Source organism: Neptunomonas japonica JAMM 1380 (genome assembly GCF_016592555.1).
GTDB classification, from domain to species: Bacteria; Pseudomonadota; Gammaproteobacteria; order Pseudomonadales; family Balneatricaceae; genus Neptunomonas; species Neptunomonas japonica_A.
This window is the reverse complement of the sequence record NZ_AP014546.1, coordinates 2,645,672-2,668,777: the sequence shown is the minus strand read 5'-3', so window position 1 is coordinate 2,668,777 and position 23,106 is coordinate 2,645,672. Positions and strand designations below refer to the sequence as shown.

Below are 23,106 nucleotides of genomic sequence, written 5' to 3'. Positions count from 1 at the left end.
GCTGATATTGAGTTGTACGTACGTTACATAAATCGGAGGATCTATGAAGGGTAAAGGTAAGTGCTTGTGTGGCTCTGTTGAATTGGAAGTAGAGTACGCTAGTAGCGAATTAGCAGCTTGTCATTGCAGTATGTGCAGAAATTGGTCGGGTGGCCCGATGTTAGCCATTGACTGCGCTGATTCGGTAAAAATTTCAGATGAAACAAGTGTTGTTAGGTATCCATCATCAGAATGGGCTGAAAGGGGATTTTGCGGTAAATGCGGGACGCACCTGTTTTACTATCTGAAGCCGAATAACCAGTACCACCTTCCTGTTGGCTTACTGTCCAGCGAAGACACCTACAAACTAACTCATCAAATATTCATCGATGAAAAACCCGACTATTACGATTTTAAAAATGAAACTCAAAATATGACGGGGCCCGAAGTCTTTGCGCATTTTGAAGGTGGTGAGTAAGTAGCTAACTGAGCATTGCGTCAGGCATCAGAATATTCAACTATCATTTACAAAATTTACTTTGATCAAAGGACAGCTATGACCACTACTCTAATTCCTAATAACACATTAATGACTGAAACGCCTGAAGAGGGCCGTGCTTTGGCAGTAAAATTGTCAAGGCTCATTATTAAAGCGACGCAACCCGACGAAGAGGCTCGCAATAAAATGCGCGGTGTTTATGCCAATGACCCAGCCATGCTTATTAGCATTGGCCAGGTTGTAGCAACTGAGTTTGCTACCATCGCTGCTGCCAATAACTATTGGCGTAAATAGAGCCACCTAAAGCTGCGTGCTTTATGAATATCTACCCCATCGATTGGTGAGGTTAAAAATGGGGGCATAGTATATCTATGTTGCCCTGTTTTTTTGAATCATATTATATTCTGGCAACAATTTGCTTAATAGTTCTAATAAGCAACGCCGCTGGTTCTGGTGAATCTTTACTGCATGCACTAAATGTGCTGCTGAGATAAGAACTCTATCGGTGATATATAAATTATGCGTGTAGTTATTGTCTGTTTCCTTCTGCTTGTTTCAGCCGTAGCGAGTGCTGAGAATATAAAGCCTTTCACTTCTGACGGGTGCAGTGCCTTCCCAGACGGGACGTTTGCACAAAATGAATTATGGTTATCTTGCTGTACTGCGCATGATTATTCTTATTGGCAAGGGGGCTCGTACGATGAAAGGCGCATCGCAGATCAGCAGTTGCAGCAGTGTGTTGCTAAAGTAGGTAAGCCGAAAATCGCAAACCTGATGTTAGCGGGTGTTCGTGTTGGAGGAAGCCCTTACTTTCCTGCATCATTTAGATGGGGGTATGGCTGGTCATATCCTCGCTTATACAAAGCGTTAACGGCAGCCGAAAAAAAGCAGATAAAGGCTATGAAAAATGACTATAAAAATCATGATTAAATATTGTGGCTACGGATGTTATCTATGGCCATTGTTTTGCTAGGATGCTCTTTTTCAGAGCTCGCTTTTAAGGGTAGGTATGTATACAAACGAAGATCTTAATTTTGCAGTTAAAAAGGGAATATTTACAACAGATGCGGTTGACGAGTTTAGGGCACAGCTAGAAAGCGCTAAAAAGACGCACTTTGTGGATGAAGAAAATTTTCGTTTAGTGAGTAGTTTTAACGATATCTTTGTCGTGATTGCTTGCGCCTTGCTGTTATTTTCTTCGCTATGGGTTGGTGAAGGTATCAGCGATGGGGTAGGTGGCCTTATTTTTGCTTTGCTATCGTGGCTGCTAGCTGAGGTTTTTACCCTCAAAAGAAAGATGGCTTTGCCTTCAATTGCTTTGCTGTTGTCATTTATTGGCGGTGTATTTAGCTTCTGCTTGAGCTTGTTTGATGATCCCGCTGAGCTTGCGTTCATTATTGCTTCTACCGTGTCGGCCTTTGCCGCATGGTTACATTGGAAGCGTTTTGGTGTGCCCATCACTATTGCGGCAACTACGGCAGCGTTAACAACGCTCATTGTTTCTATCGTGCTGAGTTTGTTCCCCGATACTAAGGCATATATGTTATTTGCCTTCTTTTTATGTGGCATCGTTATTTTTAGCTTTGCGATGTATTGGGACTCTTCTGATATTACGCGTACTACACGTAAATCGGATGTGGCGTTTTGGCTGCATTTATTAGCAGCGCCTTTGATTATTCACCCTGTTTTTACAGGGCTAGATATATTTGAAGGTAATGAAGACCTCAGCAATATGCTGGTTGTGGTAGCGCTTTATATCTTCATGACATTGTTATCTATAATAGTAGATCGTCGTGCCTTCATGGTGTCGTCATTGGCTTATGTTATATACGCGATTACTGCTATTTTTAACGAAATTGGGGGCGTTGGTCTAAGCTTCGCACTAACCGGCATTTTTATAGGCAGTGCGCTATTGGTCTTGTCAGTATATTGGCACTTAATTCGAGAGGGGTTATTAGGGCTCCTGCCTTTGAGTGTGCAGCGCTATGTTCCTAAGACTCACTAGCATCAACAGAGATTAAACTGGATATACCATGGATAAAAATTATACCTATCGAGACCGTCACGTTGAGCTCGATGCCGATAAGCAGTTTCGACTTGGCGAAGGAAAGATCAGCGGCTACTGCTCGGTGTTTCTTGGGGCATTGAGTCTTTTAGCGGTTATTGCTTATCTATTTCCTTCTTATTTAACCACTAACGAATTACGCAATGTATATGATGCTGCTGTACTGCAAAATGTATTGAAGTATGGAATGTACTTTTCTTTGTTATTTGGGTTTATCACTTTTTATCTCAAGAGATACCGCCTTATGGGGGCTGTTGGGATCGCTTTAACAAGCTGTGCGTTTTTGCTCGGGGGTTACACTGTACCTGTTGGCCCGGTAGAAGCTAAGCGTTTATCGTTAGGTGTGGACTGGCTAATACTGGCATTCCTAGGCTCTGTTTTTATATTCCTGGCGCTTGAAAAACTATGGCCCAAGTATAAGAACCAAGTGATTCTGCGCAGCGGTTGGGGCTTAGATCTTTTCTATTTTTGCTTTAATCATTTAGCCATTTCGGCGGTGTTGGTTTATGCAAACTACCATGTCAGCCATTTTGATTGGGCCTTGAGTACTTCGCTTCAAGAAAGCATACAGTCAATGCCGATACTGCTTCAGTTCTTGCTGGTGGTATTGAGTGCTGATTTTGTACTGTATTGGGAGCACCGCTTGTATCATGAGGTTAAATGGTTGTGGCCAATTCATGCCGTGCACCATTCAGTTGAAAATTTAGACTGGTTGGCAGGTTCTCGTGGGCATTTTATCCAAGTGTTTTCAGAGCGAGCCATGGTGATGGTACCGCTTTACTTGCTAGGTGTTGATGAAACCGCGTTGAATATTTATGTAGCCTTTGCGGCATTACAAGCCGTGCTTATTCACTGTAATACTAACCTGCCATTTGGCTATTTGAAGTACATTATTGTGACGCCTCAATTCCATCATTGGCACCACAGTTCGGAGAAACCGGCTATTGATACCAATTATTCAGCGCACACTATTCTTTTTGATTGGCTGTTTAATACGATGCACTTGCCAAAGAAACATTGGCCTGCAGAATATGGTACAACTAAAAAGCTGCCGGAGTCTTTTATTGGCCAAACGCTATACCCTGTTACTAGCCAGTTTCAAAAAAGAAAAAGCGAAACGCATCAATAATAGAGTTAATTTTTTTTGAACAACTGATCTATTAAGTACTAAAAGTAGTTTAATTCGCTGTTACGCTTCATTAACGTAGAGGTTTTTACGATGAAAGAGATCACAAGAATCAATCATGTTGGGCTCAGGGTAACAAGTTTAGAGGTGGCTCGTGGGTTTTATGAAAAGCTTGGGTTTGAGTTTATCGTTGGCCCAATAGGGCCTGAGCCTGTTGCAGTGATGGAGCATCCTTCGGGGGTTAATATTAACTTTATTTTAAATGCCTCTGCTGGAAAAAAACAAAATGTACTGATGGATGTGCCCGATAAACATACGGGTTTTACGCATATAGCGTTGGAGGTTACAGACCTTGCGACAGCGCAGGCGTACTTGGAATCAATAAGTTACACGATTACAGAGGGGCCTATTGTCACCCCAGAGGGAGCCTCGTTCATTTTTATACGTGACCCAGATGACAATGTGATTGAGTTTCACCAGCCCGCATCATAGCAAAGGATTATTTGATTCGTTAATTTAGGCTAGTAATTAGCTTAAAGAAGTGGCTTGAATATAGTGCTGTTAATTTATAAGGAATTGTATGAAAGAGTCGGATCTTTACCTTCCATTAAAACACTTTTTAACCTCTCAGAATTATGAAGTGAAGGGGGAAGTTCACGACTGCGATGTCTTAGCCGTACGTGCTGAAGAGCCTCCGGTTATTGTTGAGCTTAAGTTATCGCTTAATCTTAGCGTAATTCTCCAAGCCGTTGAGCGGCTTTCGTTAACATCTAGTGTTTATATCGGTGTGCCTAATCGTTGTAGTAGCCTAGAGCGTAAACGTAAGAAAATTATTAAGTTACTGCGTATGCTTGGTTTAGGGCTTATGGTGATAGAGCCAGTAAAGGAGGGCTATGTGAAGGTGCTCCTTGACCCAGGTGAGTACAAGCCCCGTAAGTCAGAGCGGCGAAAAGTCTGCTTGTTAGGTGAGTTCTCAAGACGAGTAGGTGATCCTAACCTCGGTGGCGTAGACAGAAGAAAAGGCCTCGTAACGGCTTATCGGCAAAAGGCTTTACTCATTGCTCAATTTTTAAGGGAGCACGGGTCAACAAAAGCTGCGCTAATTTCCCAGCGTATTCAGGAACCTAAAGCGCGAGATATTTTATACAAAAATGTTTATGGTTGGTTTGATAGGGAGTCGCAAGGTATTTACGCACTCTCTCCTCGTGGGGAGCAAGAAATCCCTTTTTGGGAGAAAAAATCAAATCAATCCTGAACGGCAAACCTAGCTTTATACGCCATCTTCCCTTGTTAGCGCCCCGTTATAACACGATAGTCTCTCTCTTGTAGCTTGCGCAGGGGGGGAGGTGTGATTTTACAAACGAAATGATGGGAGTACTCTAGAGGTTATCGGGCCTTTCTCTTTATGGGTTTGAGTACCTTTCAACTGGCGATGCTAGTGATGATAAAGGCTCAATCAGCATCTATACCCTTTGCTTATCTTACGATGCATAAGGGTAAGAAAAGGGAGAGTTATTATGAGTAACTATAAGATAGGCAGAGATATTGGTAACTTGTTTGCTCGGGTTAATATTCTCGAAGAAAAGTCCGCGAGTAATCACGTCAAAAACGCTTTTACAAAAGATGGCTGTTGTAGTTCTTTGTGTAATAAGCCTATTGTTTCAGATGAAGAACTGTTTGAAAGCCTTAGCAATGCATCGCCAGATGAAAAAACCTTTGAAATTCTTAAATGCTTAGTGACCGATGCCGGTGATATAACTATCAGGGATCTATTCACACGTACTAGTGAGGATGTGGGCTTAGCTGCATCTAATGCGATTACTCAGGCTAAAATGATTGGTTTTTTGACGTTGAGTAATAACAAGTGTTGCCACCAAGTTGATGACCCTTTTAAGGATGATTACTGCAAGAAAAAAACGGGTAAGTGGTGCAGCCTAGTGAAAAAGACCACTAAATACATGTGCACGTTGGCAAGTGACAAGTGTTAATCATTTACGTTGTTACTACTTTGCCTATATCAAGGTGTGCAAAGTTGCTGCGGGCCCAATGGCCTGCGCAGCCTCTTTTGGCGTTAAAGCAACTTGGTGTAGGTGTGTTTAATTAACGCTGAGTTGGTTTCTTCAAATAAGGTGTTGTCATAAATATTAAGCCATACAGCAGCGTTGGAATTAATGGAGTAAACTCGAACGCCTGCTGCTTATTTTCCCCACTGTCGTACGCGGCCTACATCAAGGTGGACAAAATCGCTACGAGTATAAAGGCCAACTCCGCCTCCTTGTAGTGCTAAAGCTGCTTGGTGTAGGTGTTTTGTGTCAACGCCTGGTAGGCGAATATCAATTGCTTTGCCCTGCATATGTAAGCTCTTTTTGGCTACTTTATTGCTGCGCTGGCTGAGCATCGCGTTAGTTTCGGCCGAGCGATAACCAGAAATAACGTGAAAAGGATCTGCTGTACCCAGCATATTTTTTAAGTCATGTAATAGGGTTAACAGCTGTGGATCCATGTTGCCTATTTGGTTATTACGATGGTCGCGTAATAGGTAATTAATATTGTCTAGGCTCTCGGTTACATAGTCACCACCTGTGTAGAAGGTGGTTTTGAGTGCTTCACCAGTATGGAGGTTCTGGAACCTCAATGTTTTATCAAATAGTGGTGTTTGGATGTTTCCCAGTGCCGTTGAAGAAATGGCTAGGCCGGCACCAAGACCGCCCATTTGGCGTAAAAAGGATCGGCGAGACTGATGATGTGAGCGCTGGTGTTTATTTGGCATATTTCGCTTCAACTGGTCATTATTGAATTTAAAAGCCGCAATTATGCCTAATATCGGCCGATCTGTATATTAATTGACCATTTGTTTTGTTTTAGTTTTGTTGTTCGATGTGCTGGTCGATGGCACTTAATTGATTTTCTTCACTTTTTAACTTGGCAAGATCATTTAAATCACGCTTATAGATGTCATCTCTAAAGTGCAGAGTTCCTTCTTTATCCAACCATGCTGTCCAATAAACAACATAAAGAGGAACAGGCTCAGCGAAGTTTATATTACGTGTCTTATCTGTTTTAGCGAGTTGCTTTAATCGTGTTTTTTCAGGACGGTTTGCAAGTGACAAAAGTGCACTAGCAAGATCCTGTGCTCTCTCCAAGCGCACGCAGCCAGAACTGTAATCGCGTCGTGTTCGATTAAATAAGTGTTTGGCAGGGGTGTCATGAAGGTAAATTGCATAGCGGCTTTGTGATAGAAACTTGAACTGCCCTAGTGTGTTTTGTTTACTGGGTGGTTCAAAAAAACGTAGATAATTAGCACCTTGGTACATGCTCGACGGTACAACATTTTCTGCTGGAATAACGTTGCTATTAGGCCCCCAGCCGGAGCGAATTTGTAGATTGTGGCTGTCCAAAAAATTATCGTCTTGCTCCCATTTTGGCAATATATCTTTAAAGGCGATACTTTTAGGGACATTCCAAGAGGGGTTGATGACTAATGTTCTTATGGTGGTATCAAATACGGGTGTTTGTCTTTTTTTGCGGCCCACAACCGTTTTCATTTCTAGGGTTACTTGTTCTTGGTCATATAGTCTCAGTTTGAATTCTGGAATATTCACCCGAATATAATGTTGCGCCGCGGGCGTACCAAAGCTTTGTTGGCGAGAGGCATTGATTTGCAGTTGCTTGATGCGAAAAGCGGGCGAGGTGTTCAGCAAGCGCCGAGTATGGGGGCCTAAAATGCCATCAGCTTCGGCGCCGTGTCGAGATTGGAAGTTAGTTAGAGCTTGAGCAAGCACTTGGTCAAATAGTTCCGGGTGCTCTGGTGTATCGAGAGCGGGCTCTAAATCGCCGAGTAATTGCAGTTTTTGGCGTAGTAAAGGGATACTTGGATGGGTGTCATTCACACGTATAGAAGGCCCTTTGGGTATTTTCTTCCACTGGTCTGAGTTTTCTAAGTCTGTATAAAAGCTCAATGCATCAGATAAGTGAGTAAAAGACTTAGCTGTGGCCATGAAGGGCCAGCTCATAAGTGATAACGATAATATAATTACGACAAGCTTGTGTTGCGACATAGCTGTTTCCATCTGCTTTAGGGGTTTTGACCCTATACCCGTTGTACACAGTACTCAGGATAGACCCGATTAGATGAGATGCACACTTTGCCAGACCGACAGCCTACTTAAATATTTTTAACTTCCCTCTAAAATTGCCTCTGTGCTCTTTTACTAATCGCTTTTATTTTTAAAGGTTTAATAACTTTGAGTGCTGGAGGTGTTGATACGTTCCATTTGTCGATAGATGGTTTTACGGCAGGGCTTAACTAGCGTGACTGAAGAAGGGGGAGAGTAACCCATACTCTGTTAGAGCATGGGTTGATAGTGCGTTTACAGTTCTGCGCTGTGGAAAATATTCTGAACATCGTCTAAGTCATTCAACATCTCTAAGAACTTCTCAAACATGGGGATATCATCTTCAGCGATAGGCGCTGTATTTTGAGGTACAAACTGAATCTCAGCAACGTCAAAGTCAATTTCACCAAAGGCATCAGCCAGTGCGTTTTTGGCTTTGAAGTAGTCCGTATGGGGTGCAAATACAGAAATAATTCCGTCTTCGCACTCGATGTCAGAGACATCAACATCGGCCATCATGAGTGCTTCTAGCGCTGCTTCTTCATCATCACCTTTAAATACCAAGATAGCACTGTGGTCAAACATGTGGCTGACACTACCCGATGTGCCGATTTTGCTCTTGGTTTTAGTGAAGCAGTTGCGCACATCGCCAAAGGTGCGGTTTGGGTTATCAGTAAGGCAGTCAACAATAACCATGCAGTTACCTGGTCCAAAGCCTTCGTAGCGAGCAGAGGAGAAGTCTTCACCACCACCGCCTTTTGCTTTGTCGATAGCCTTGTCAATTACATGGCTTGGGACTTGGTCTTTTTTAGCGCGTTCAATTAATCCACGTAGTGTTAGGTTACCGTCCGGATCAGTACCACCGGCTTTAGCACATACATAAATTTCACGACCATATTTACTATAAATCTTGGCTTTATTATCTGACGTCTTAGCCATGGATTCTTTGCGGTTTTGGTAGGCTCTGCCCATTACGCTGTTCCATTAAAAGTATTAAAAAACAAATATTACAGATAAGTAATTATATAGGGAACCGCGAATCAGGATAAAGATGAGATAAGGTTGTCAGCATTATCTGCTAATTCATGGCTGGAAAGCGCTATTAGGCTAATCTTTGATGGCTCATTGTCAGTAAATAACAGATAAGAGTATGGTAGAACTATTCGGATTATTGATATTAGCCCTCTTTTTGGAGACACATCATGAAAACACTTCATAAAAATAACTTCTATTGCTGGAGTGTCTTTGATGAAGATCGAAATATCGATTTTCACAGTTATCTATGGGTTCGGCCGCAGGGAAATATCGTTTTTGATCCTCTACCTCAAACAGAACATGATAAGCAGCATTTGCTGTCGTTGGGTGAGATAAGTCATATCCTCATCTCTAACTCTGACCATGTTAGGGATGCGCAAGCTTTAGCTGCGAAAACGGGAGCCCTGATATGTGGACCAGAAGCGGAGAAAGATAGCTTTCCTATTGAATGTGCTCAATGGATGAGTGCCGGAAGCACGCTGTTGGATGGCTTGGATATTTATAGTGTTTCAGGCTCAAAAACAGAGGGTGAGTTGGCGTTTGTCGTTGAAGGCGATACCTTGATTACGGGTGATTTGGTGAGAGCTCATTCAGGGGGGGCGTTGTGTATTCTTCCGGACGGAAAATTACAGGATAAGAGCCAAGCTGTTTCTTCGGTAAAACAGTTGGCAACTATCAGCGGGATAACGGCGGTGTTACCGGGAGATGGCTGGCCGATTTTCAGAGGCGGTGATGTGGCTTTGGCTGAGCTTGTAGCTTCTTTATCTTAAGATAGCAGGCCCAGCTCCTATTTAAGATGGCGCCCGCCATCAACATGCAGTGTTCTGCCTGTTACGTAGCGGCTATGTAGCAGGTAGTTAACGGCTTCAATAATCTCTTGTACGCCGGGTTCAATTTCCATTAGCGATTTTTTCAGTGTTTTTATTCGATACTCGGCATTATCATCAGTGTTGAATATAATCATAGCCGGTGCAATGGCGTTAACTTTTACTTTAGGCGCTAATAGTGCTGAAAAGGATAAAGTCATATTTGCTAAGGCCGCTTTACTTGCGGCATAAGCGATGTGCTTTTTACTACCTTTATCAACGACATAATCGGTAAAATGAATAATGTCGCTAGACTCTTTAAGAGAAGAGTCCTCAGCGTAGGCTTGTAACTTATCCATCAATGCTAAGTTGATTTGGTAAGGCGTATTGACGTGAATTTGCATCATTCTTTCGAGTGTTGTTGCAGGCGATAAAGAATTGCTGTCAGGTAGCCAGTCGGATGCGTTATGAATAACCGCACGTAATCGTGGGTGATTAGTTTTTATGGAGTGGATGAATGCTGTGACCTGCGCATTATCATAAAAGTCACAGCAATGTAGCTCTGCACCGAGTTGACGCAGCTCTTCGATGGACTCGTATTCTGTTCGGTAGGTGCCTATTACAAGGTATCCTGAGTTGAGTAGGTATTTTGCTAATGCATAACCAATCCGTTTACCGATACCTGTAATGATAATGGGGGCGCTCATAGAGGCTTCCTTAGTCGCAGTATTTTTCTAATGTTAGTGAAACAGAATCGGCAAAGCGCAGTGCGTGGGGCTTATCCACCGTGACAGAGGCGTATTTAACCCAGACGTGTTGCGTACAGATATCGAGAACATCAGCGACCAATTTTTCTAACAATAAGAAACGCCCCTCTTCAACGTGGTGAATCACTTGCTTAGTGATTACTTTGTAGTTGAGCGCTTCTTCTACATTGTCAGTTTGATAGGCTTTTTCTGCCGGATAATGAATCTTGATATTGATGATGACGTCCTGCTGCTTCTCCATTTCATCTTGGTTGAAACCTATATAAGTGCGTAGCCTTAAATTGGTAATTCGAATGATTGCATCACTTATATTCATTGCGTTATCCGTATGTTATGTCTTCCTATATGAATTTTTAAGTATACATGAGCGTTATGCCGCGCAGTAGGCTATCCCTCGTACTCCCTATACTGCCTATTAGAAATTTAGAGGTAGGCGGGTTGTTTTGTTCAGTTCAGCGTCATGATTATTTTAAAATGAACTACACTTGGTTTTGTATTCATTTTTCGTTCAGGTTTATAGATAGCTTTTATTTACACATAGCGCTGAAAGTGGCCGCAAAATATAGGATCAGGAAGTTTTTCCATGAAGAATTTGAGTTTTAAATATAAGTTGTTGCTGTTGATAGCTCTTCCGGTACTTATTAGTACAGTGATGCTACTGCAACAGGTATTTAATAGTTACTCTATAAGTCAGCAAAGCGGTGAGTTAGCGCTTTATACGCAACTGACAACAGTTAATAGTGCGCTGGTGCATGAGATACAAAAAGAAAGGGGAGCAACCGCGGGTTTTCTTGGCTCATCGGGAGAGCAGTTTTCAGATGTGTTGATGCAGCAAAGATCGACAACGCAGAAGCTTTTAAAGAACTGGCAAGACTTTGTTGGTACCAACGATATTAATAATGCATCACTGCAAGCGTTAATGAGGGATATTAAGCAAAAGCTCAATAACCTTGAATCTGTAAGAACGCGAGTGACTGCTTTGGATATCCCACTTTCTGAAGCGCTAAAGTATTACACAGGGTTAAATACAAAACTGCTATCGGCAGGCTCTATTACCGCTAACTTAAGTCAAGATGTAAACCTTACACGCGCATCGCTAGCCTATTACAACTTTTTGCAGGCAAAAGAGCGTGCAGGAATTGAGCGCGCTGTTTTAAGTAATTCATTTGCGGGCGATACCTTTGCAGCAGGAATGTACGAAAAATACATTACGCTAGTGACGGAGCAAGATACCTATAGTCGTATCTTTAATACTTTGGCATCAGAGAAGCATACCGCTTTATTTCGTGAGCTTTCAAACTCCGGTGCTGTAAAGGAAGTAGAAAGATTAAGATCTATTGCTTCAGATAAGGCTATGGCAGGAGGGTTTAATATTGATTCTAAGCATTGGTTTGGCGAAGCGACAAAGCGTATAAACCTACTCAAAAAATTAGAAGATACCTTGGCTGAAGATGTTATTTATGATGCTAATTCTGCGCAAGATCAGGCGTATTCCGCGCTTGTTTTTTACATTGTGTTGTTATTTGCATCTCTCTTAGTCGTTGCATTTATTGCCTTTAGTATTATTCGCGGTTTAAACCGTCAAGTGGCGTCGTTATCTTCTGTGATGAGTAAAGTGCGCCATGAACACGACTTACGCTTACGGGTTGAAGTGTTCAGTCAGGATGAACTAGGCCATGTTGCTGAAGGCTTAAATGATACGCTTGCCAACTTCTCAAAGGCAATACATCAACTATCGGGTAGTTGCGATACATTAGTGGTTATTGCAGACGAAACATCTGATGTTGTAGGGCATAGCGTACAGAAATTACAGGAGCAGAGAGAGCGCACCACACAAGTGGCGGCGGCGGTTGAAGAGATGTCTGCAGCAGTTCAAGAAGTTGCTGGTAATACCGCTAATACGGCAGAGCAAGCGAATACTGCAAGCCAGATGGCTAATGACGGGCATGTCGTGGTTCAGACGTCTGTTGCTTCGGTTAATCAGTTGGCAGATGATGTTAGTTCATTAAGTCAGTTGGTTAATAAGCTACATGCCAGTAGTACTAATATTTCTAATGTAGTTGAAGTGATTCATCATGTATCGGATCAAACAGGTTTGCTTGCTCTAAACGCGGCAATTGAAGCAGCACGTGCAGGAGAGCAAGGGCGAGGCTTTGCGGTTGTTGCCGATGAAGTGAGGACGTTGGCTCAAAGAACGCAAAAATCGACAGCAGAAATTGCAGCCATTATTCAAGAACTGCAAAGTGAAGTAGAGCAGGCATTTACCTTGGTTGAAGCAAATCACGCCAAAATGTTAGAAACTGTTGATAGCACACATAATGTTGAAAGCTCTTTGGATACCATTGTGAGTGCGGTTGCTGGCATTATGGATATGTCGGGACAAATAGCGACTGCTTCTGAGGAGCAGTCGGCTGTTATTCAGGATGTTAGCCACAACTTAGCAGTGATTGATGGTAATTCTGATGAGGTAGCAACGGCTGCGGGTCAGATATCCAACTCTGCACAAAGCCTTGCAAAAATGGCACATGAGTTAAAAGAGCTAGTGCATGGCTTTAAAGTATAACCATTATGCGAGTTAGATAAAAAGTAGGCATTGCTAATGCCTGCTTTGCCTTTCTTATGGCTCACACTCACAACTTGCCAGTATGTTTACTGTTAGATGACAACGTTTATTAAACGGGTACAGGAATGCTAAATGATTCTTTTACTTCTTCCATGACGATATAGCTTTTTGAGTTTTTCACTCCCGGTAGTGTAAGTAACATATCCCCTAATAATGCACGATATTCTGACATGTCTTTTATACGTGCTTTTAGTAGGAAATCTGAATCCCCAGATACTAGATGGCATTCCATAATGTAGGGCAACTGATTAACGGCTAAGTTAAAGCGCTCGAAAGCATCCGGTGATTGGTAAGACAAAGAAATTTCGACAAAAACTAACATGCTGTACCCTAGGGCTTCAGGATTTAACCTGGCATGATAACCTTGTATAAAGCCGTCTTTTTCTAGACGTTTAACCCGCTCAATGCAAGGTGTAGTCGATAGCCCTACTTTGTCTGCAAGGTCGGTGTACGATATGCGGCCATCTTTTTGCAGCTTTGTTAAGATGTTTTTATCGATTCTGTCTAATTTCTTCATTATATAAAATTCTGTTTATTTTTAAATAGCTGGTAAAAATAACTATTTTTAACAAATAAAACAATAAAATTTTATTGTTATTTTCATTTATTCTAGCCGTATATCTTGTATAGACTCTGAGAATAAAAATGAAAATATTAGTGTTGGGTAGCGGTGTTATCGGTGTTACAAATGCGTATTATTTAGCGAAGGCTGGCCATGAAGTGATCGTAATTGATCGTCAGCCTGCTGCTGCGTTGGAGACTAGTTATGCAAATGCTGGCCAGATCTCTCCGGGTTACTCCTCTCCTTGGTCTGCTCCTGGTGTACCGCTTAAAGCGGTTAAATGGATGATGCAAGATCTTGCTCCGCTACGTATACAGCCAGCATTAGACCCTGTGTTATTCAAATGGATGACCAAAATGCTCGGTAACTGCACAGAAGCTGCGTATCGAGTGAACAAGTCTCGTATGCTGCGTATTGCTGAGTATAGCCGCGATAGTATGAATGAGTTGAACAATGATGTCGCTATTGATTACGACCAGCGTTTTGGCGGGACATTACAGGTGTTCCGTACAGAGAAGCAGGTTGCTTCTTCTAAGGCGGATATAGCTATTTTAGATGAGTGCGGTGTTAAATACGAAGTGCTAAACCGTGAAGCATGTATTGAAAAAGAGCCTGCTTTAGCGCATGTCAAAGAGAAAATCATTGGTGGTTTACGTTTGCCAGGTGATGGTACTGGTGATTGCTATAAGTTTACTCAAGGTTTAGTTGCTGAGTGTGAAAAACTAGGTGTGACTTTTAGATATAACACTGAAGTGAAAGGGCTTGTTAAAGAGGCTGGCGAGATTCAGGGTGTACAGCTAGAAAATGAAGTACTTACAGCTGACCGTTATGTCATGGCATTGGGTAGCTATAGTCCAATTATATTGGCAAAAGTGGGCATTAAAATACCGGTATACCCTGTAAAAGGTTACTCATTAACGCTGCCTATTATTGATGAAAGTCGCGCACCAGTTTCTACCATTATGGATGAAACGTACAAAATTGCAGTGACTCGTTTTGATAATCGCATTCGTGTAGGCGGTACTGCAGAATTAACAGGTTATGACCTGAGCTTGAAAGAAAAGCGCAGAAATAATGTCGATTTTGTTGTGAGTGATCTGTTCTCGGGTGGTGGCGACTTGTCTAAGGCTGAATTTTGGACAGGTCTGCGTCCAATGACACCCGATGGTACGCCTGTGTTAGGAGCTACTAAGTATTCAAATCTTTATCTCAATACTGGACACGGTACCCTTGGCTGGACGATGGCTGTTGGTTCTGCTCGTTTTGTGACTGATACAATCATTGGTCGTAAGACGGATATTGATCCATCAGGGCTTGGTATAGAAAGATATGTTTAAAAAAAGTGCCTGACCCATTATTGTTATACTTTTGAATCACATGACCCAACATAATTATTTTAAAGAGAGCTTATTATGAATCGCAGCATTATTTCTACAGACAAGGCGCCAGCAGCTATCGGAACGTATTCTCAGGCTGTTAAAGCGGGTAATACAGTTTATATCTCTGGTCAGATTCCACTTGATCCTGAAACTATGGAAATGGTGACGGAGTCTTTTGAAGCACAGGCTGTTCGTGTATTTGAAAATATGAAGGCCATTGCAGAAGCTTCAGGTGGTTCTTTTTCAGATGTGGTTAAACTCACTATTTTACTTTCTGACCTTAAGTATTTTGCTCAGGTTAACGAAGTTATGGCCCGTTATTTCTCTGAACCATACCCAGCACGAGCAGCCTTTGCCGTAAAAGCATTGCCTAAAGATGCTGATATCGAAGTTGAATCCATCATGGTTATCCCAGAGTAATTCTGGTTTAGCTCAATATTGAAAAGGGGATACCTATGGGGCGGGCAACACGGGCGATTATTGATTTATCGGCTATCTGTCAGAATTATCGTTTGGCAAAATCATTAACGGCGGGTGCTGATGCTGTCGCTGTGATTAAGGCTGATGCATACGGTCATGGTGCTGTACGTGTTGCTTTATCTATGGAGCCTGAAGTGCCTGCGTTTGGGGTGGCTTGTATAGAAGAAGCCATTGAAATACGTGACGCAGGTGTGCAGAAACCTATCTTACTGTTAGAAGGTTTCTTTACGGCTGATGAGTTGGCTACTATTGCAGAGAAAAATTTCTGGACAGCGATTCATCGTGTAGAGCAGATCGCAATGCTAGAAGAGGCTCAGCTGGTTACACCTGTTAACGTTTGGCTGAAGCTAGATTCGGGTATGCATCGTTTAGGCTTGGATGCTCCGGACTACAGGCAAGCATATGAGCGCTTGCAGGCATGTAAGAATGTTTCTGATATCGTCTTAATGAGCCATTTGGCATGTGCGGATGAGTTGGATAAGCCTCATACCGTGCAACAGGCAGCGCTATTTGATCAAACTGTAGAGGGCATATCAGCACCTCATAGTATAGCTAATTCTCCTGCAACTCTGGCGTGGCCGGATTTGCATCGCGACTGGATTCGCCCTGGTTTAATGCTCTATGGAGCATCTCCATTTGAAGAGCCCCAACTTAATGCAGACAAGCTGTTGGCGGCAATGACACTTGAGAGTGAAGTGATTGCGGTACATGACTTAAAAGCAGGAGAAGCGGTTGGCTATGCAGCTTCTTATGTGTGTGAAGAAAATACACGCGTAGGAACGGTGGCTATTGGTTATGGTGACGGCTATTCGCGCCATGCAGGCACTGGAACGCCTGTTATTGTGAACGGTCAGCGAACCAAAATTATTGGTCGTGTATCAATGGATATGTGCGCAATAGACCTAACAGGCCTAGAAAATGTGGATGTTGGATCAAAAGTAGAGTTATGGGGAGCGCAGTTAAGCGTTAATGAAGTAGCGCGCCACTGTGGCACTATTCCTTATACTTTGTTTACCGGTATTACTAGAAGGGTCCCAAGGCACTACATTTAATCGAGTATAATAGATTTAGGTAAAGCCCCGATAATTCATCGGGGTTTTTTTACACGCAATGGCTACCTACTTTTCAGGCGCGTGAAATAGTAAAAATAGATCAACTAAAATATCAGGTATTTCGTTAGCCATTTGCTCTGCTACAGCGCTATTTTTGCGGATCTCTTTGAATTCTTTTTCATCAAATAGATTTGAAACAACCATGATAGGCAGCATCAACTCAGCAACAGTTTCTTCTTTAGATGTGCCTTCTGAGAACCACTCATCTTCGTTAAGAAAGACACCTTCCATGAAGGCCTGTGCCCAAATCTCAAGCTCAGATTCTTCATTTTTTGTTTCTAGTGTAAGTTCGCAAGGCATACCGAGTTCACTGTCGTTGCTCAGGTCGCTGTAAATTGAGCTTTTCCAGCGGTTCAGTGTACTAGTGATCTCTTTTTCTTGTTCTGCAGAAGTCCATTTAGGTACTCCGTCAAACAAAACGTCCATCCATTCCTCTTCAGCGGCAGGAACAGGACTAATATTGAGCGCGCATAGGAAACCATGAATGCCGATAAGATCAAGAGAATCTTCTGATACAACATCTGAAAAGATGAAATTTTCTAGACGATCGAGTTCATCATCGGATAAAGGAGCACTATTTAATGTACTTTGCATATTCGGGTTTCCTAAAAGAAAGGCAGTTTTCGCTATTCTACTCCTAGACGAATGCGTAGTCAGTGATAATTTGAGATGACAGTGGTCTAGCCTTTACGGATAATCAACGGATGACGAATAAAACCCTCCATGTGTTAAAAGAAATATTTGGTTATGACCAGTTCCGAGCACCTCAAGACGAGGTGATTCAGAGCTTGTTGGATAACCGAGATACGTTAGTGATTATGCCAACAGGTGGGGGGAAGTCGCTCTGCTATCAATTGCCAGCCTTGTTGCGCTCTGGTACTGCCTTGGTTGTATCACCACTCATTGCTTTGATGTATGACCAAGTTACGGCGTTATCGCAATTGGGTGTTCGAGCGGCTTGCCTTAACTCATCGCTGGATTATGTGATTCAAACAGAGGTTGAACAGGCGCTATTAAGTGGTCAGTTGGATCTGTTGTATATTGCGCCAGAGCGGTTGACGCAGCCAAAAACACTCGCTCTGTTGCAGCAGTGTGAGATTGCCCTTTTTGCTATTGATGAAGCCCATTGTGTTTCGCAGTGGGGTCATGACTTTAGGCCTGAATATTTAAAGCTGGCATCATTGGCTGATACGTTTCCAGATGTGCCACGTATAGCATTAACTGCCACGGCTGACCCGCGAACACAGCAAGAGATTGTTGATCGGCTAGGGTTACATAACGCGCGTATCTTTATTCAAGGTTTTGATCGTCCTAACATTCGTTATCGTATAGGTCAGAAAAACCGTGCGCGTGAGCAATTACTCTCTTTTCTGAAGCAAGAGCACCCCAGTGATGCAGGTATTGTTTACTGTTTGTCACGTAAAAGTGTTGAAGAAACGGCGGCATGGCTGACAGAGCGAGGCTTTAATGCGTTGCCTTATCATGCAGGGCTTTCAACTGATTTGAAAAATCATAATCAGCATAGGTTTCTTACGGAAGAGTCGATCATCATCGTTGCCACTATTGCATTCGGTATGGGGATTGATAAGCCTAATGTGAGGTTTGTAGCACATTTGGATTTACCTAAAAGTATCGAGGCTTATTACCAAGAAACAGGACGGGCAGGGCGTGATGGTATGCCTGCTGATGCCTGGATGGTTTATGGTCTGCAAGATGTGATCTTTTTGAGGCAAATGTTAGAAGGCTCGCAAGCGGCGGAGCAGTTCAAGCAAATTGAACGACAGAAGCTTGAAGCAATGATGGGGTTTTGTGAAATTACTACTTGTAGGCGGCAGGTGTTGTTGGGTTATTTTGGTGAGAATGATCATGCGCCATGTGGTAATTGTGATACCTGCTTAGAGCCTGTTCCGCAATGGGATGGTACTGAGGCGGCGCGTAAAGCGTTGTCATCTGTATACCGGACAGGGCAGCGCTATGGTGTTAATCATGTCATTGATGTTCTCTTGGGCAATTTAACCGATAAAGTAAAATCTGAACACCATGAAAAGGTATCTACATGGGGGATTGGTGTCGGCCTTAATCGAAATCAGTGGCGCTCTGTCTTTCGTCAACTAGTCGCGCGAGGTTATCTTAATGTAGACCCTGATGGCTATGGAGTCCTTCATCTGAGTGATCGGTGTCGATCTTTACTTAAAGGCAATGAGACGTTGCTGCTTCGAGAAGATAAGCGAGAGCGCAGTAGTGGTTACCAGAAAAATAGAGGGCCTCAGCAGCAGCTAGACGCTGCGGATCATAAGCTTTGGGAGTTGTTAAAGAAGTTGCGTAAACGCTTGGCGGATGAGCAAGATGTGCCTCCGTATGTAATTTTTCATGATGCAACCTTGATGGAGATGGTGATGTATCGCCCGGCGACTAATGCGCAACTGCATAAAATTAGTGGCGTAGGTGAGCGTAAATTAGAGCTGTACGGTGAAGAGTTTTTAGAAGCTATTTGTCAGGAGCCATCTGTTGAGCAAGATAAGGGCGGTCAGACACAGGAGTCGATCGCGCTTTTTAAAGCAGGTATGACTATTGCTCAAGTTGCTAAAATGCAAAAGCTTTCAGAGAAAGTTATTTTTATTCACTTATCTGCTGGCATTAAAAAGGGTGAGCTATCAGTTGAAGAGGTGGTTGAGCTGCCAGAGGCTGAGTTGCAGCATATTCAGCAAGTGATTTTGGATTGTCAGGAGCGTTTTGGGCAGGCGTTAAAACCGGTTCATGAAGCATTAGCGGGTGTCTACGAAATTGGTGTGCTGAGCTGTATCCGTCAGGGGTTAGAGCGTTAATGGATGCTAGTCTCCTTGGTTTGTTTTTTAGTAGCTTAGTATCCTCTACCTTGCTGCCGGGAGGCTCGGAAGCTTATCTTGCTTGGTTAGTCTCTGATGGTGAAATCTCTGCGTGGGTGTTGATAGCGGTGGCAACGCTAGGTAACACCCTGGGGGGGGTGATTACCTATGGCATGGGGAGGCTTGTTGCTATGCGTTACCCCTTTAAGTTGCTGGACAAAAATAAGCATCAAAGAGCAAAGCGCTGGTTTGAGAAGGTTGGCAGTAGTGTGTTGTTGTTATCCTGGTTGCCGGTAGTGGGAGATCCGTTGTGTTTTGTTGCCGGTTGGCTAAGGGTTAATGCTGTCATGGGAATCTTCTTTATTGCCTTAGGGAAGGCAATCCGGTATATGCTGATAGCAGGTCTATTTGTATAGCAGGAGGTCGCTGGCATATTGCTGGTTTCTGGTATGTTTCGAAAATTACGTTTGATATTGCTTATTGCTGTGCTAGTGGTGGTTAGTTTAAATGCTGTACTATCGCAAATTCGCACGACAGATTGGAATACCTCTTTATGGGTTGTTGTATATCCGCTTAATGCTGACGGTAGGGAGGATACGCAGCATTATATTGATTCATTAAAGGAGTCTCAGTTTGATGATATTGAGCGTTTTTTTACTAAGGAGTCTAAGCGTTATCAGCTAAACGCAGAAGCCCCTGTGCAGGTGATGTTAGCACCTCAGCTTAAAGAGCAGCTACCGGAGCCGCCAGAGAATCCAAGCATTATAGGTAATGTGCTTTGGAGTTTGCATATGCGCTACTGGTCTTGGCGACAAGATAGCTGGCAGGGTCCTGATTCTGATGTGAAAATATATATGCGTTTTTTTTCGCCTGATAATCCCAAACGGTTACGCCATTCGTTAGGTTTGCAGAAAGGTTTGATTGGTATAGTCAATGGTTATGCTGATGTTGAGTATCAGGGGCAGAATAATTTAATTGCAGCGCATGAATTGCTGCATACCTTAGGTGCTTCAGATAAATACGACCCCGCCACCAATTGGCCTGTATGGCCTGATGGGTATGCAGCCCCCACACAAGAGCCATTGTTGCCGCAAACTAAAGCGGAAATTATGGGAGGGCGAGTGCAAATATCGCCTTCCATCGCATTAATACCGCCAAGCTTGGAGCATGTGGTGGTGGGGGCTGCGACTGCAATAGAGGTTAATTGGCAGTCAGGGGAATAGTTTCTTATGCGCAATGACTTTTCTTTAAATCAAAAAAAACCCGCATAAAGCGGGTTTTTTATAGCGTTGCAATTACTCTGGGTAATCGCGCTTGCTTGGGCCCATATAAAGCTGACGAGGGCGGCCGATTTTATTCGGGCTGCTGTGGAACTCGCTCCAATGAGAAATCCAGCCAATCGTGCGTGATAGGGCAAAGATTACCGTGAACATATTGGTTGGGATGCCAATGGCCTTCAAAATAATACCTGAGTAGAAATCAACGTTCGGGTACAGTTTACGGCTTACAAAGTACTCGTCTTCAAGTGCGATTTGTTCAAGGCGTTTAGCGATTTTAAGTAGAGGATCGTTCTCAATACCTAGTTCGGCGAGTACTTCGTCACATGTTTGCTTCATCACTTTGGCGCGAGGGTCAAAGTTGCGATATACACGGTGACCGAAGCCCATTAGACGGAAGTTATCTTCTGGGTCTTTAGCGCGATCGATGAACTCTGGGATGTTTGCTTCATCACCAATCTCTTCCAGCATCTGCAATACGGCTTCGTTTGCACCACCGTGAGCAGGTCCCCAAAGTGCAGCAACGCCAGATGCAATACATGCAAATGGGTTGGCGCCAGAAGAGCCCGCTAAACGTACAGTGGAGGTAGAAGCATTTTGCTCATGGTCTGCATGTAGTAAGAAGATGCGGTCCATAGCTTTTGCAAGGATTGGATTAGGAACATATGTTTCGCAAGGCGTACCAAACATCATATGCAGGAAGTTGTCTGCATAGTCTAAATCATTGCGTGGGTATTGGAATGGCTGACCCATGCTGTATTTGTAGCACATTGATGCAATAGTAGGCATTTTGGCAATAAGGCGGTATGCACATACTTCACGATGGTGCGGATCATCAATATCCAAAGAATCATGATAAAAGGCAGATAAAGCACCCACTACACCTACCATGATAGCCATTGGGTGTGCGTCACGACGGAAGCCGTTAAAGAAGTGGTTCATCTGTTCGTGAACCATTGTGTGGTTTTTAATGGTTCCAACAAATTTTGCTTTCTGTTCTGGAGTAGGTAACTCGCCGTTTAACAGCAAATAACACGTTTCCAGATAATCAGAGTGTTTAGCAAGTTGTTCTATCGGGTAACCACCGTGTAGCAAGATACCTTTATCACCGTCGATATAAGTAATGCTGGATTCGCAAGCTGCGGTAGATACAAAACCCGGGTCATAGGTAAAAAGACCAAGGCCGGTTAGAGGGCGTACGTCAATAACGTCCTGTCCTTCAGTGCCGGAATAAACAGATAGTTCAATTACTTCTTCAACACCATCGATTGTCAAACGTGCTTTTTTATCAGCCATTATAGGCTCCTATCATTTTATTCATTATATTAGACTGCTGTAATATATGGGTTGTAGCCAAAGTTATATACAGAGTCTTAGTCCGCTTGGGATATGCCCAATATAAAGATTGATTCAGGATTGTCAATCTGGACACTAAGTGCTTTTTCTGCATTGCAGCAATCGAGGGCAATTTTTACCAATAATAGGCCTTGGGAAGAATACTCTTTTAGTTGTATAAGGTACGCATAAGTAGTTGATGGCTAGGGTTTGTCTTCACTAGACGTTAGGCTTATAGCTTGATCTGGCGCGTTGTATTCTAATTTTGAACTGTCTATAATCTCGTTCCGAAGTACGTGTATGGTAAGTGTTGACACGTATTTTAGTCTGAGTATCTACTCTCTGAACACTACCTAGCAACCTTGCCCCTTGATGGGCAGCAAAGTGTGAATAAGAGCCGTGAACAAAAAAAGACCTGTAAATTTAGACCTAAGAACTATCAAGCAGCCACTTCCGGCGATTTCATCCATATTGCACCGTGCAACTGGAGTAGTGTTGTTTTTCGGCACGCTCTTCATGACATATGCATTAGGATTGTCTCTCGAATCAGAAGCTGGCTTTAACGAAGCAACTACCATGTTAGAAGAGGGCTTCTTCGCGAGGCTGATTACATGGGGATTAGTATCTGCATTACTGTATCACCTACTTGCTGGTGTAAAGCATCTTATTATGGATGCGGGACATTTTGAGGAGTTGGAGAGCGGAACAATGGCGGCAAAAGCTACCTTGATCGCTGGTGCAGTCGCAATTCTACTGGCAGGAGTCTGGGTATGGTAACAAGTATCACTAGCTTTGGCCGAAGTGGCTTATACGACTGGATGGTCCAGCGAGTCACAGCAGTAGTATTGCTGGCCTATACGATTTTCATGATGGGTTATCTGCTGTTTGGTTCAGATTTGGATTACAACCAGTGGAAATCATTATTTGAGTGCACTTCGATGCGCATCTTCACCCTATTGGCTTTACTATCTATGGCTGCACATGCCTGGATCGGTTTATGGTCAGTAAGTACAGATTACATTAAACATACTGGGCTGCGTTTTATTGTCCAGGCTGGTTGTGGTTTGTTGACGTTTATCTACGTCGTTTGGGGTATTCAGATTCTATGGGGTGTCTAAGAG

General features: G+C 43.1%; 26 protein-coding genes. 18 read left to right on the top strand and 8 right to left on the bottom strand.

The window, feature by feature from the left end:
• Positions 1 to 43 precede the first annotated feature (43 nt).
• From NEJAP_RS12480 to NEJAP_RS12445, 8 genes are all read left to right on the top strand, one after another.
• Positions 44 to 457: a GFA family protein gene (locus tag NEJAP_RS12480; protein WP_201347553.1), complete on the top strand. Its 414-nt coding sequence runs from the start codon at positions 44 to 46 to the stop codon at positions 455 to 457.
• A gap of 78 nt (positions 458 to 535) precedes the next feature.
• Complete coding sequence (locus NEJAP_RS12475; protein ID WP_201347552.1) at positions 536 to 772, top strand: hexameric tyrosine-coordinated heme protein; 237 nt, start codon at positions 536 to 538, stop codon at positions 770 to 772.
• Positions 773 to 997: 225 nt separating this feature from the next.
• On the top strand, positions 998 to 1,408 hold the full coding sequence (locus tag NEJAP_RS12470) for a hypothetical protein (RefSeq protein ID WP_201347551.1): 411 nt from the start codon (positions 998 to 1,000) through the stop codon (positions 1,406 to 1,408).
• Between the two features lie 79 nt (positions 1,409 to 1,487).
• A complete protein-coding gene (locus NEJAP_RS12465; RefSeq protein ID WP_201347550.1) occupies positions 1,488 to 2,483 on the top strand; it encodes a hypothetical protein in 996 nt (331 codons plus the stop codon).
• Positions 2,484 to 2,511: 28 nt separating this feature from the next.
• Entirely contained in the window at positions 2,512 to 3,672 is a 1,161-nt protein-coding gene (locus NEJAP_RS12460; protein ID WP_201347549.1) for a sterol desaturase family protein, read from the top strand.
• Positions 3,673 to 3,762: 90 nt separating this feature from the next.
• Positions 3,763 to 4,161: a VOC family protein gene (locus tag NEJAP_RS12455; RefSeq protein WP_201347548.1), complete on the top strand. Its 399-nt coding sequence runs from the start codon at positions 3,763 to 3,765 to the stop codon at positions 4,159 to 4,161.
• Between the two features lie 88 nt (positions 4,162 to 4,249).
• Positions 4,250 to 4,924, top strand: a complete 675-nt coding sequence (locus tag NEJAP_RS12450) for a DUF2161 family putative PD-(D/E)XK-type phosphodiesterase (RefSeq protein WP_201347547.1) — start codon at positions 4,250 to 4,252, stop codon at positions 4,922 to 4,924.
• Positions 4,925 to 5,186: 262 nt separating this feature from the next.
• Positions 5,187 to 5,657, top strand: a complete 471-nt coding sequence (locus tag NEJAP_RS12445; RefSeq protein ID WP_201347546.1) for a hypothetical protein — start codon at positions 5,187 to 5,189, stop codon at positions 5,655 to 5,657.
• A gap of 209 nt (positions 5,658 to 5,866) precedes the next feature.
• Here the strand turns inward: NEJAP_RS12445 and NEJAP_RS12440 are convergent, their stop codons facing one another.
• The 3 genes from NEJAP_RS12440 to NEJAP_RS12430 all read right to left on the bottom strand — a co-directional run bounded on the left by NEJAP_RS12440 (position 5,867) and on the right by NEJAP_RS12430 (position 8,756).
• On the bottom strand, positions 5,867 to 6,439 hold the full coding sequence (locus NEJAP_RS12440; protein ID WP_201347545.1) for a YcbK family protein: 573 nt from the start codon (positions 6,437 to 6,439) through the stop codon (positions 5,867 to 5,869).
• Between the two features lie 91 nt (positions 6,440 to 6,530).
• Positions 6,531 to 7,727 carry a L,D-transpeptidase family protein gene (locus tag NEJAP_RS12435; protein WP_201347544.1) on the bottom strand — a complete coding sequence of 399 codons (1,197 nt, stop codon included), beginning with the start codon at positions 7,725 to 7,727 and terminating at the stop codon, positions 6,531 to 6,533.
• Between the two features lie 312 nt (positions 7,728 to 8,039).
• Positions 8,040 to 8,756: a YebC/PmpR family DNA-binding transcriptional regulator gene (locus NEJAP_RS12430; protein WP_201347543.1), complete on the bottom strand. Its 717-nt coding sequence runs from the start codon at positions 8,754 to 8,756 to the stop codon at positions 8,040 to 8,042.
• A 230-nt stretch (positions 8,757 to 8,986) separates the two neighbouring features.
• On the opposite strand from NEJAP_RS12430, the gene NEJAP_RS12425 reads away from it, so the two are divergent.
• Positions 8,987 to 9,589 carry an MBL fold metallo-hydrolase gene (locus NEJAP_RS12425; RefSeq protein ID WP_201347542.1) on the top strand — a complete coding sequence of 201 codons (603 nt, stop codon included), beginning with the start codon at positions 8,987 to 8,989 and terminating at the stop codon, positions 9,587 to 9,589.
• A 17-nt stretch (positions 9,590 to 9,606) separates the two neighbouring features.
• Here the strand turns inward: NEJAP_RS12425 and folM are convergent, their stop codons facing one another.
• Both folM and folX read right to left on the bottom strand, forming a co-directional pair.
• Positions 9,607 to 10,332 carry a dihydromonapterin reductase gene (gene folM, locus NEJAP_RS12420; protein ID WP_201347541.1) on the bottom strand — a complete coding sequence of 242 codons (726 nt, stop codon included), beginning with the start codon at positions 10,330 to 10,332 and terminating at the stop codon, positions 9,607 to 9,609.
• A gap of 10 nt (positions 10,333 to 10,342) precedes the next feature.
• Positions 10,343 to 10,708, bottom strand: a complete 366-nt coding sequence (gene folX, locus NEJAP_RS12415) for a dihydroneopterin triphosphate 2'-epimerase (protein ID WP_028469179.1) — start codon at positions 10,706 to 10,708, stop codon at positions 10,343 to 10,345.
• Positions 10,709 to 10,975: 267 nt separating this feature from the next.
• Here folX and NEJAP_RS12410 point away from each other — a divergent pair, with 267 nt between their 5' ends.
• Positions 10,976 to 12,955, top strand: a complete 1,980-nt coding sequence (locus NEJAP_RS12410) for a methyl-accepting chemotaxis protein (protein WP_201347540.1) — start codon at positions 10,976 to 10,978, stop codon at positions 12,953 to 12,955.
• A 109-nt stretch (positions 12,956 to 13,064) separates the two neighbouring features.
• On the opposite strand, the gene NEJAP_RS12405 is transcribed toward NEJAP_RS12410, so the two are convergent.
• Entirely contained in the window at positions 13,065 to 13,532 is a 468-nt protein-coding gene (locus tag NEJAP_RS12405) for an Lrp/AsnC ligand binding domain-containing protein (RefSeq protein ID WP_201347539.1), read from the bottom strand.
• 128 nt (positions 13,533 to 13,660) lie between these two features.
• Here NEJAP_RS12405 and NEJAP_RS12400 point away from each other — a divergent pair, with 128 nt between their 5' ends.
• The 3 genes from NEJAP_RS12400 (at position 13,661) to alr (ending at position 16,488) form a co-directional block, all read left to right on the top strand.
• Positions 13,661 to 14,914, top strand: coding sequence for a D-amino acid dehydrogenase (locus tag NEJAP_RS12400; protein WP_201347538.1), 1,254 nt, complete (start codon positions 13,661 to 13,663; stop codon positions 14,912 to 14,914).
• 75 nt (positions 14,915 to 14,989) lie between these two features.
• Complete coding sequence (locus NEJAP_RS12395) at positions 14,990 to 15,376, top strand: RidA family protein (protein WP_201347537.1); 387 nt, start codon at positions 14,990 to 14,992, stop codon at positions 15,374 to 15,376.
• A 35-nt stretch (positions 15,377 to 15,411) separates the two neighbouring features.
• The gene (gene alr, locus NEJAP_RS12390) at positions 15,412 to 16,488 is read left to right on the top strand and encodes an alanine racemase (RefSeq protein ID WP_201347536.1); all 1,077 of its coding nucleotides are present in this window, start codon (positions 15,412 to 15,414) and stop codon (positions 16,486 to 16,488) included.
• 66 nt (positions 16,489 to 16,554) lie between these two features.
• On the opposite strand, the gene NEJAP_RS12385 is transcribed toward alr, so the two are convergent.
• Positions 16,555 to 17,142: a YecA family protein gene (locus NEJAP_RS12385; protein WP_201347535.1), complete on the bottom strand. Its 588-nt coding sequence runs from the start codon at positions 17,140 to 17,142 to the stop codon at positions 16,555 to 16,557.
• A gap of 110 nt (positions 17,143 to 17,252) precedes the next feature.
• Between NEJAP_RS12385 and recQ the strand changes: the two genes are divergently transcribed.
• The 3 genes from recQ to NEJAP_RS12370 are packed head-to-tail and all read left to right on the top strand — an operon-like array spanning position 17,253 to position 20,596.
• A complete protein-coding gene (recQ, locus tag NEJAP_RS12380; RefSeq protein WP_201347534.1) occupies positions 17,253 to 19,373 on the top strand; it encodes a DNA helicase RecQ in 2,121 nt (706 codons plus the stop codon).
• Positions 19,373 to 19,789 (top strand): YqaA family protein, encoded by a 417-nt coding sequence (locus tag NEJAP_RS12375; RefSeq protein WP_201347533.1) that lies wholly within the window; start codon positions 19,373 to 19,375, stop codon positions 19,787 to 19,789. Before recQ ends, NEJAP_RS12375 begins: the two co-directional genes overlap by 1 nt.
• 33 nt (positions 19,790 to 19,822) lie before the next feature.
• A complete protein-coding gene (locus NEJAP_RS12370; protein ID WP_236590922.1) occupies positions 19,823 to 20,596 on the top strand; it encodes a hypothetical protein in 774 nt (257 codons plus the stop codon).
• Positions 20,597 to 20,668: 72 nt separating this feature from the next.
• Here NEJAP_RS12370 and gltA read toward each other — a convergent pair whose 3' ends face one another.
• A complete protein-coding gene (gene gltA, locus NEJAP_RS12365; RefSeq protein WP_201347531.1) occupies positions 20,669 to 21,946 on the bottom strand; it encodes a citrate synthase in 1,278 nt (425 codons plus the stop codon).
• Positions 21,947 to 22,384: 438 nt separating this feature from the next.
• On the opposite strand from gltA, the gene sdhC reads away from it, so the two are divergent.
• The gene (gene sdhC, locus NEJAP_RS12360; protein WP_201347530.1) at positions 22,385 to 22,762 is read left to right on the top strand and encodes a succinate dehydrogenase, cytochrome b556 subunit; all 378 of its coding nucleotides are present in this window, start codon (positions 22,385 to 22,387) and stop codon (positions 22,760 to 22,762) included.
• Positions 22,756 to 23,103: a succinate dehydrogenase, hydrophobic membrane anchor protein gene (sdhD, locus tag NEJAP_RS12355; protein WP_201347529.1), complete on the top strand. Its 348-nt coding sequence runs from the start codon at positions 22,756 to 22,758 to the stop codon at positions 23,101 to 23,103. The genes sdhC and sdhD overlap by 7 nt, the downstream gene beginning before the upstream one ends.
• Positions 23,104 to 23,106: the final 3 nt, after the last annotated feature.

What these genes read in the sequence shown, in the direction of transcription:
- NEJAP_RS12430 (WP_201347543.1), bottom strand. Translation starts at nt 8,756, where the DNA reads ATGGGCAGAGCCTACCAAAACCGCAAAGAATCCATGGCTAAGACGTCA.
- NEJAP_RS12400 (WP_201347538.1), top strand. Translation starts at nt 13,661, where the DNA reads ATGAAAATATTAGTGTTGGGTAGCGGTGTTATCGGTGTTACAAATGCG.
- sdhD (WP_201347529.1), top strand. Translation starts at nt 22,756, where the DNA reads ATGGTAACAAGTATCACTAGCTTTGGCCGAAGTGGCTTATACGACTGG.
- NEJAP_RS12480 (WP_201347553.1), top strand. Translation starts at nt 44, where the DNA reads ATGAAGGGTAAAGGTAAGTGCTTGTGTGGCTCTGTTGAATTGGAAGTA.
- NEJAP_RS12370 (WP_236590922.1), top strand. Translation starts at nt 19,823, where the DNA reads ATGTTTCGAAAATTACGTTTGATATTGCTTATTGCTGTGCTAGTGGTG.
- NEJAP_RS12405 (WP_201347539.1), bottom strand. Translation starts at nt 13,532, where the DNA reads ATGAAGAAATTAGACAGAATCGATAAAAACATCTTAACAAAGCTGCAA.
- NEJAP_RS12375 (WP_201347533.1), top strand. Translation starts at nt 19,373, where the DNA reads ATGGATGCTAGTCTCCTTGGTTTGTTTTTTAGTAGCTTAGTATCCTCT.
- folX (WP_028469179.1), bottom strand. Translation starts at nt 10,708, where the DNA reads ATGAATATAAGTGATGCAATCATTCGAATTACCAATTTAAGGCTACGC.
- NEJAP_RS12460 (WP_201347549.1), top strand. Translation starts at nt 2,512, where the DNA reads ATGGATAAAAATTATACCTATCGAGACCGTCACGTTGAGCTCGATGCC.
- NEJAP_RS12410 (WP_201347540.1), top strand. Translation starts at nt 10,976, where the DNA reads ATGAAGAATTTGAGTTTTAAATATAAGTTGTTGCTGTTGATAGCTCTT.
- alr (WP_201347536.1), top strand. Translation starts at nt 15,412, where the DNA reads ATGGGGCGGGCAACACGGGCGATTATTGATTTATCGGCTATCTGTCAG.
- NEJAP_RS12450 (WP_201347547.1), top strand. Translation starts at nt 4,250, where the DNA reads ATGAAAGAGTCGGATCTTTACCTTCCATTAAAACACTTTTTAACCTCT.
- NEJAP_RS12435 (WP_201347544.1), bottom strand. Translation starts at nt 7,727, where the DNA reads ATGTCGCAACACAAGCTTGTCGTAATTATATTATCGTTATCACTTATG.
- NEJAP_RS12465 (WP_201347550.1), top strand. Translation starts at nt 1,488, where the DNA reads ATGTATACAAACGAAGATCTTAATTTTGCAGTTAAAAAGGGAATATTT.
- NEJAP_RS12445 (WP_201347546.1), top strand. Translation starts at nt 5,187, where the DNA reads ATGAGTAACTATAAGATAGGCAGAGATATTGGTAACTTGTTTGCTCGG.
- recQ (WP_201347534.1), top strand. Translation starts at nt 17,253, where the DNA reads ATGACGAATAAAACCCTCCATGTGTTAAAAGAAATATTTGGTTATGAC.
- folM (WP_201347541.1), bottom strand. Translation starts at nt 10,332, where the DNA reads ATGAGCGCCCCCATTATCATTACAGGTATCGGTAAACGGATTGGTTAT.
- NEJAP_RS12395 (WP_201347537.1), top strand. Translation starts at nt 14,990, where the DNA reads ATGAATCGCAGCATTATTTCTACAGACAAGGCGCCAGCAGCTATCGGA.
- NEJAP_RS12385 (WP_201347535.1), bottom strand. Translation starts at nt 17,142, where the DNA reads ATGCAAAGTACATTAAATAGTGCTCCTTTATCCGATGATGAACTCGAT.
- NEJAP_RS12425 (WP_201347542.1), top strand. Translation starts at nt 8,987, where the DNA reads ATGAAAACACTTCATAAAAATAACTTCTATTGCTGGAGTGTCTTTGAT.
- gltA (WP_201347531.1), bottom strand. Translation starts at nt 21,946, where the DNA reads ATGGCTGATAAAAAAGCACGTTTGACAATCGATGGTGTTGAAGAAGTA.
- NEJAP_RS12455 (WP_201347548.1), top strand. Translation starts at nt 3,763, where the DNA reads ATGAAAGAGATCACAAGAATCAATCATGTTGGGCTCAGGGTAACAAGT.
- NEJAP_RS12475 (WP_201347552.1), top strand. Translation starts at nt 536, where the DNA reads ATGACCACTACTCTAATTCCTAATAACACATTAATGACTGAAACGCCT.
- NEJAP_RS12470 (WP_201347551.1), top strand. Translation starts at nt 998, where the DNA reads ATGCGTGTAGTTATTGTCTGTTTCCTTCTGCTTGTTTCAGCCGTAGCG.
- NEJAP_RS12440 (WP_201347545.1), bottom strand. Translation starts at nt 6,439, where the DNA reads ATGCCAAATAAACACCAGCGCTCACATCATCAGTCTCGCCGATCCTTT.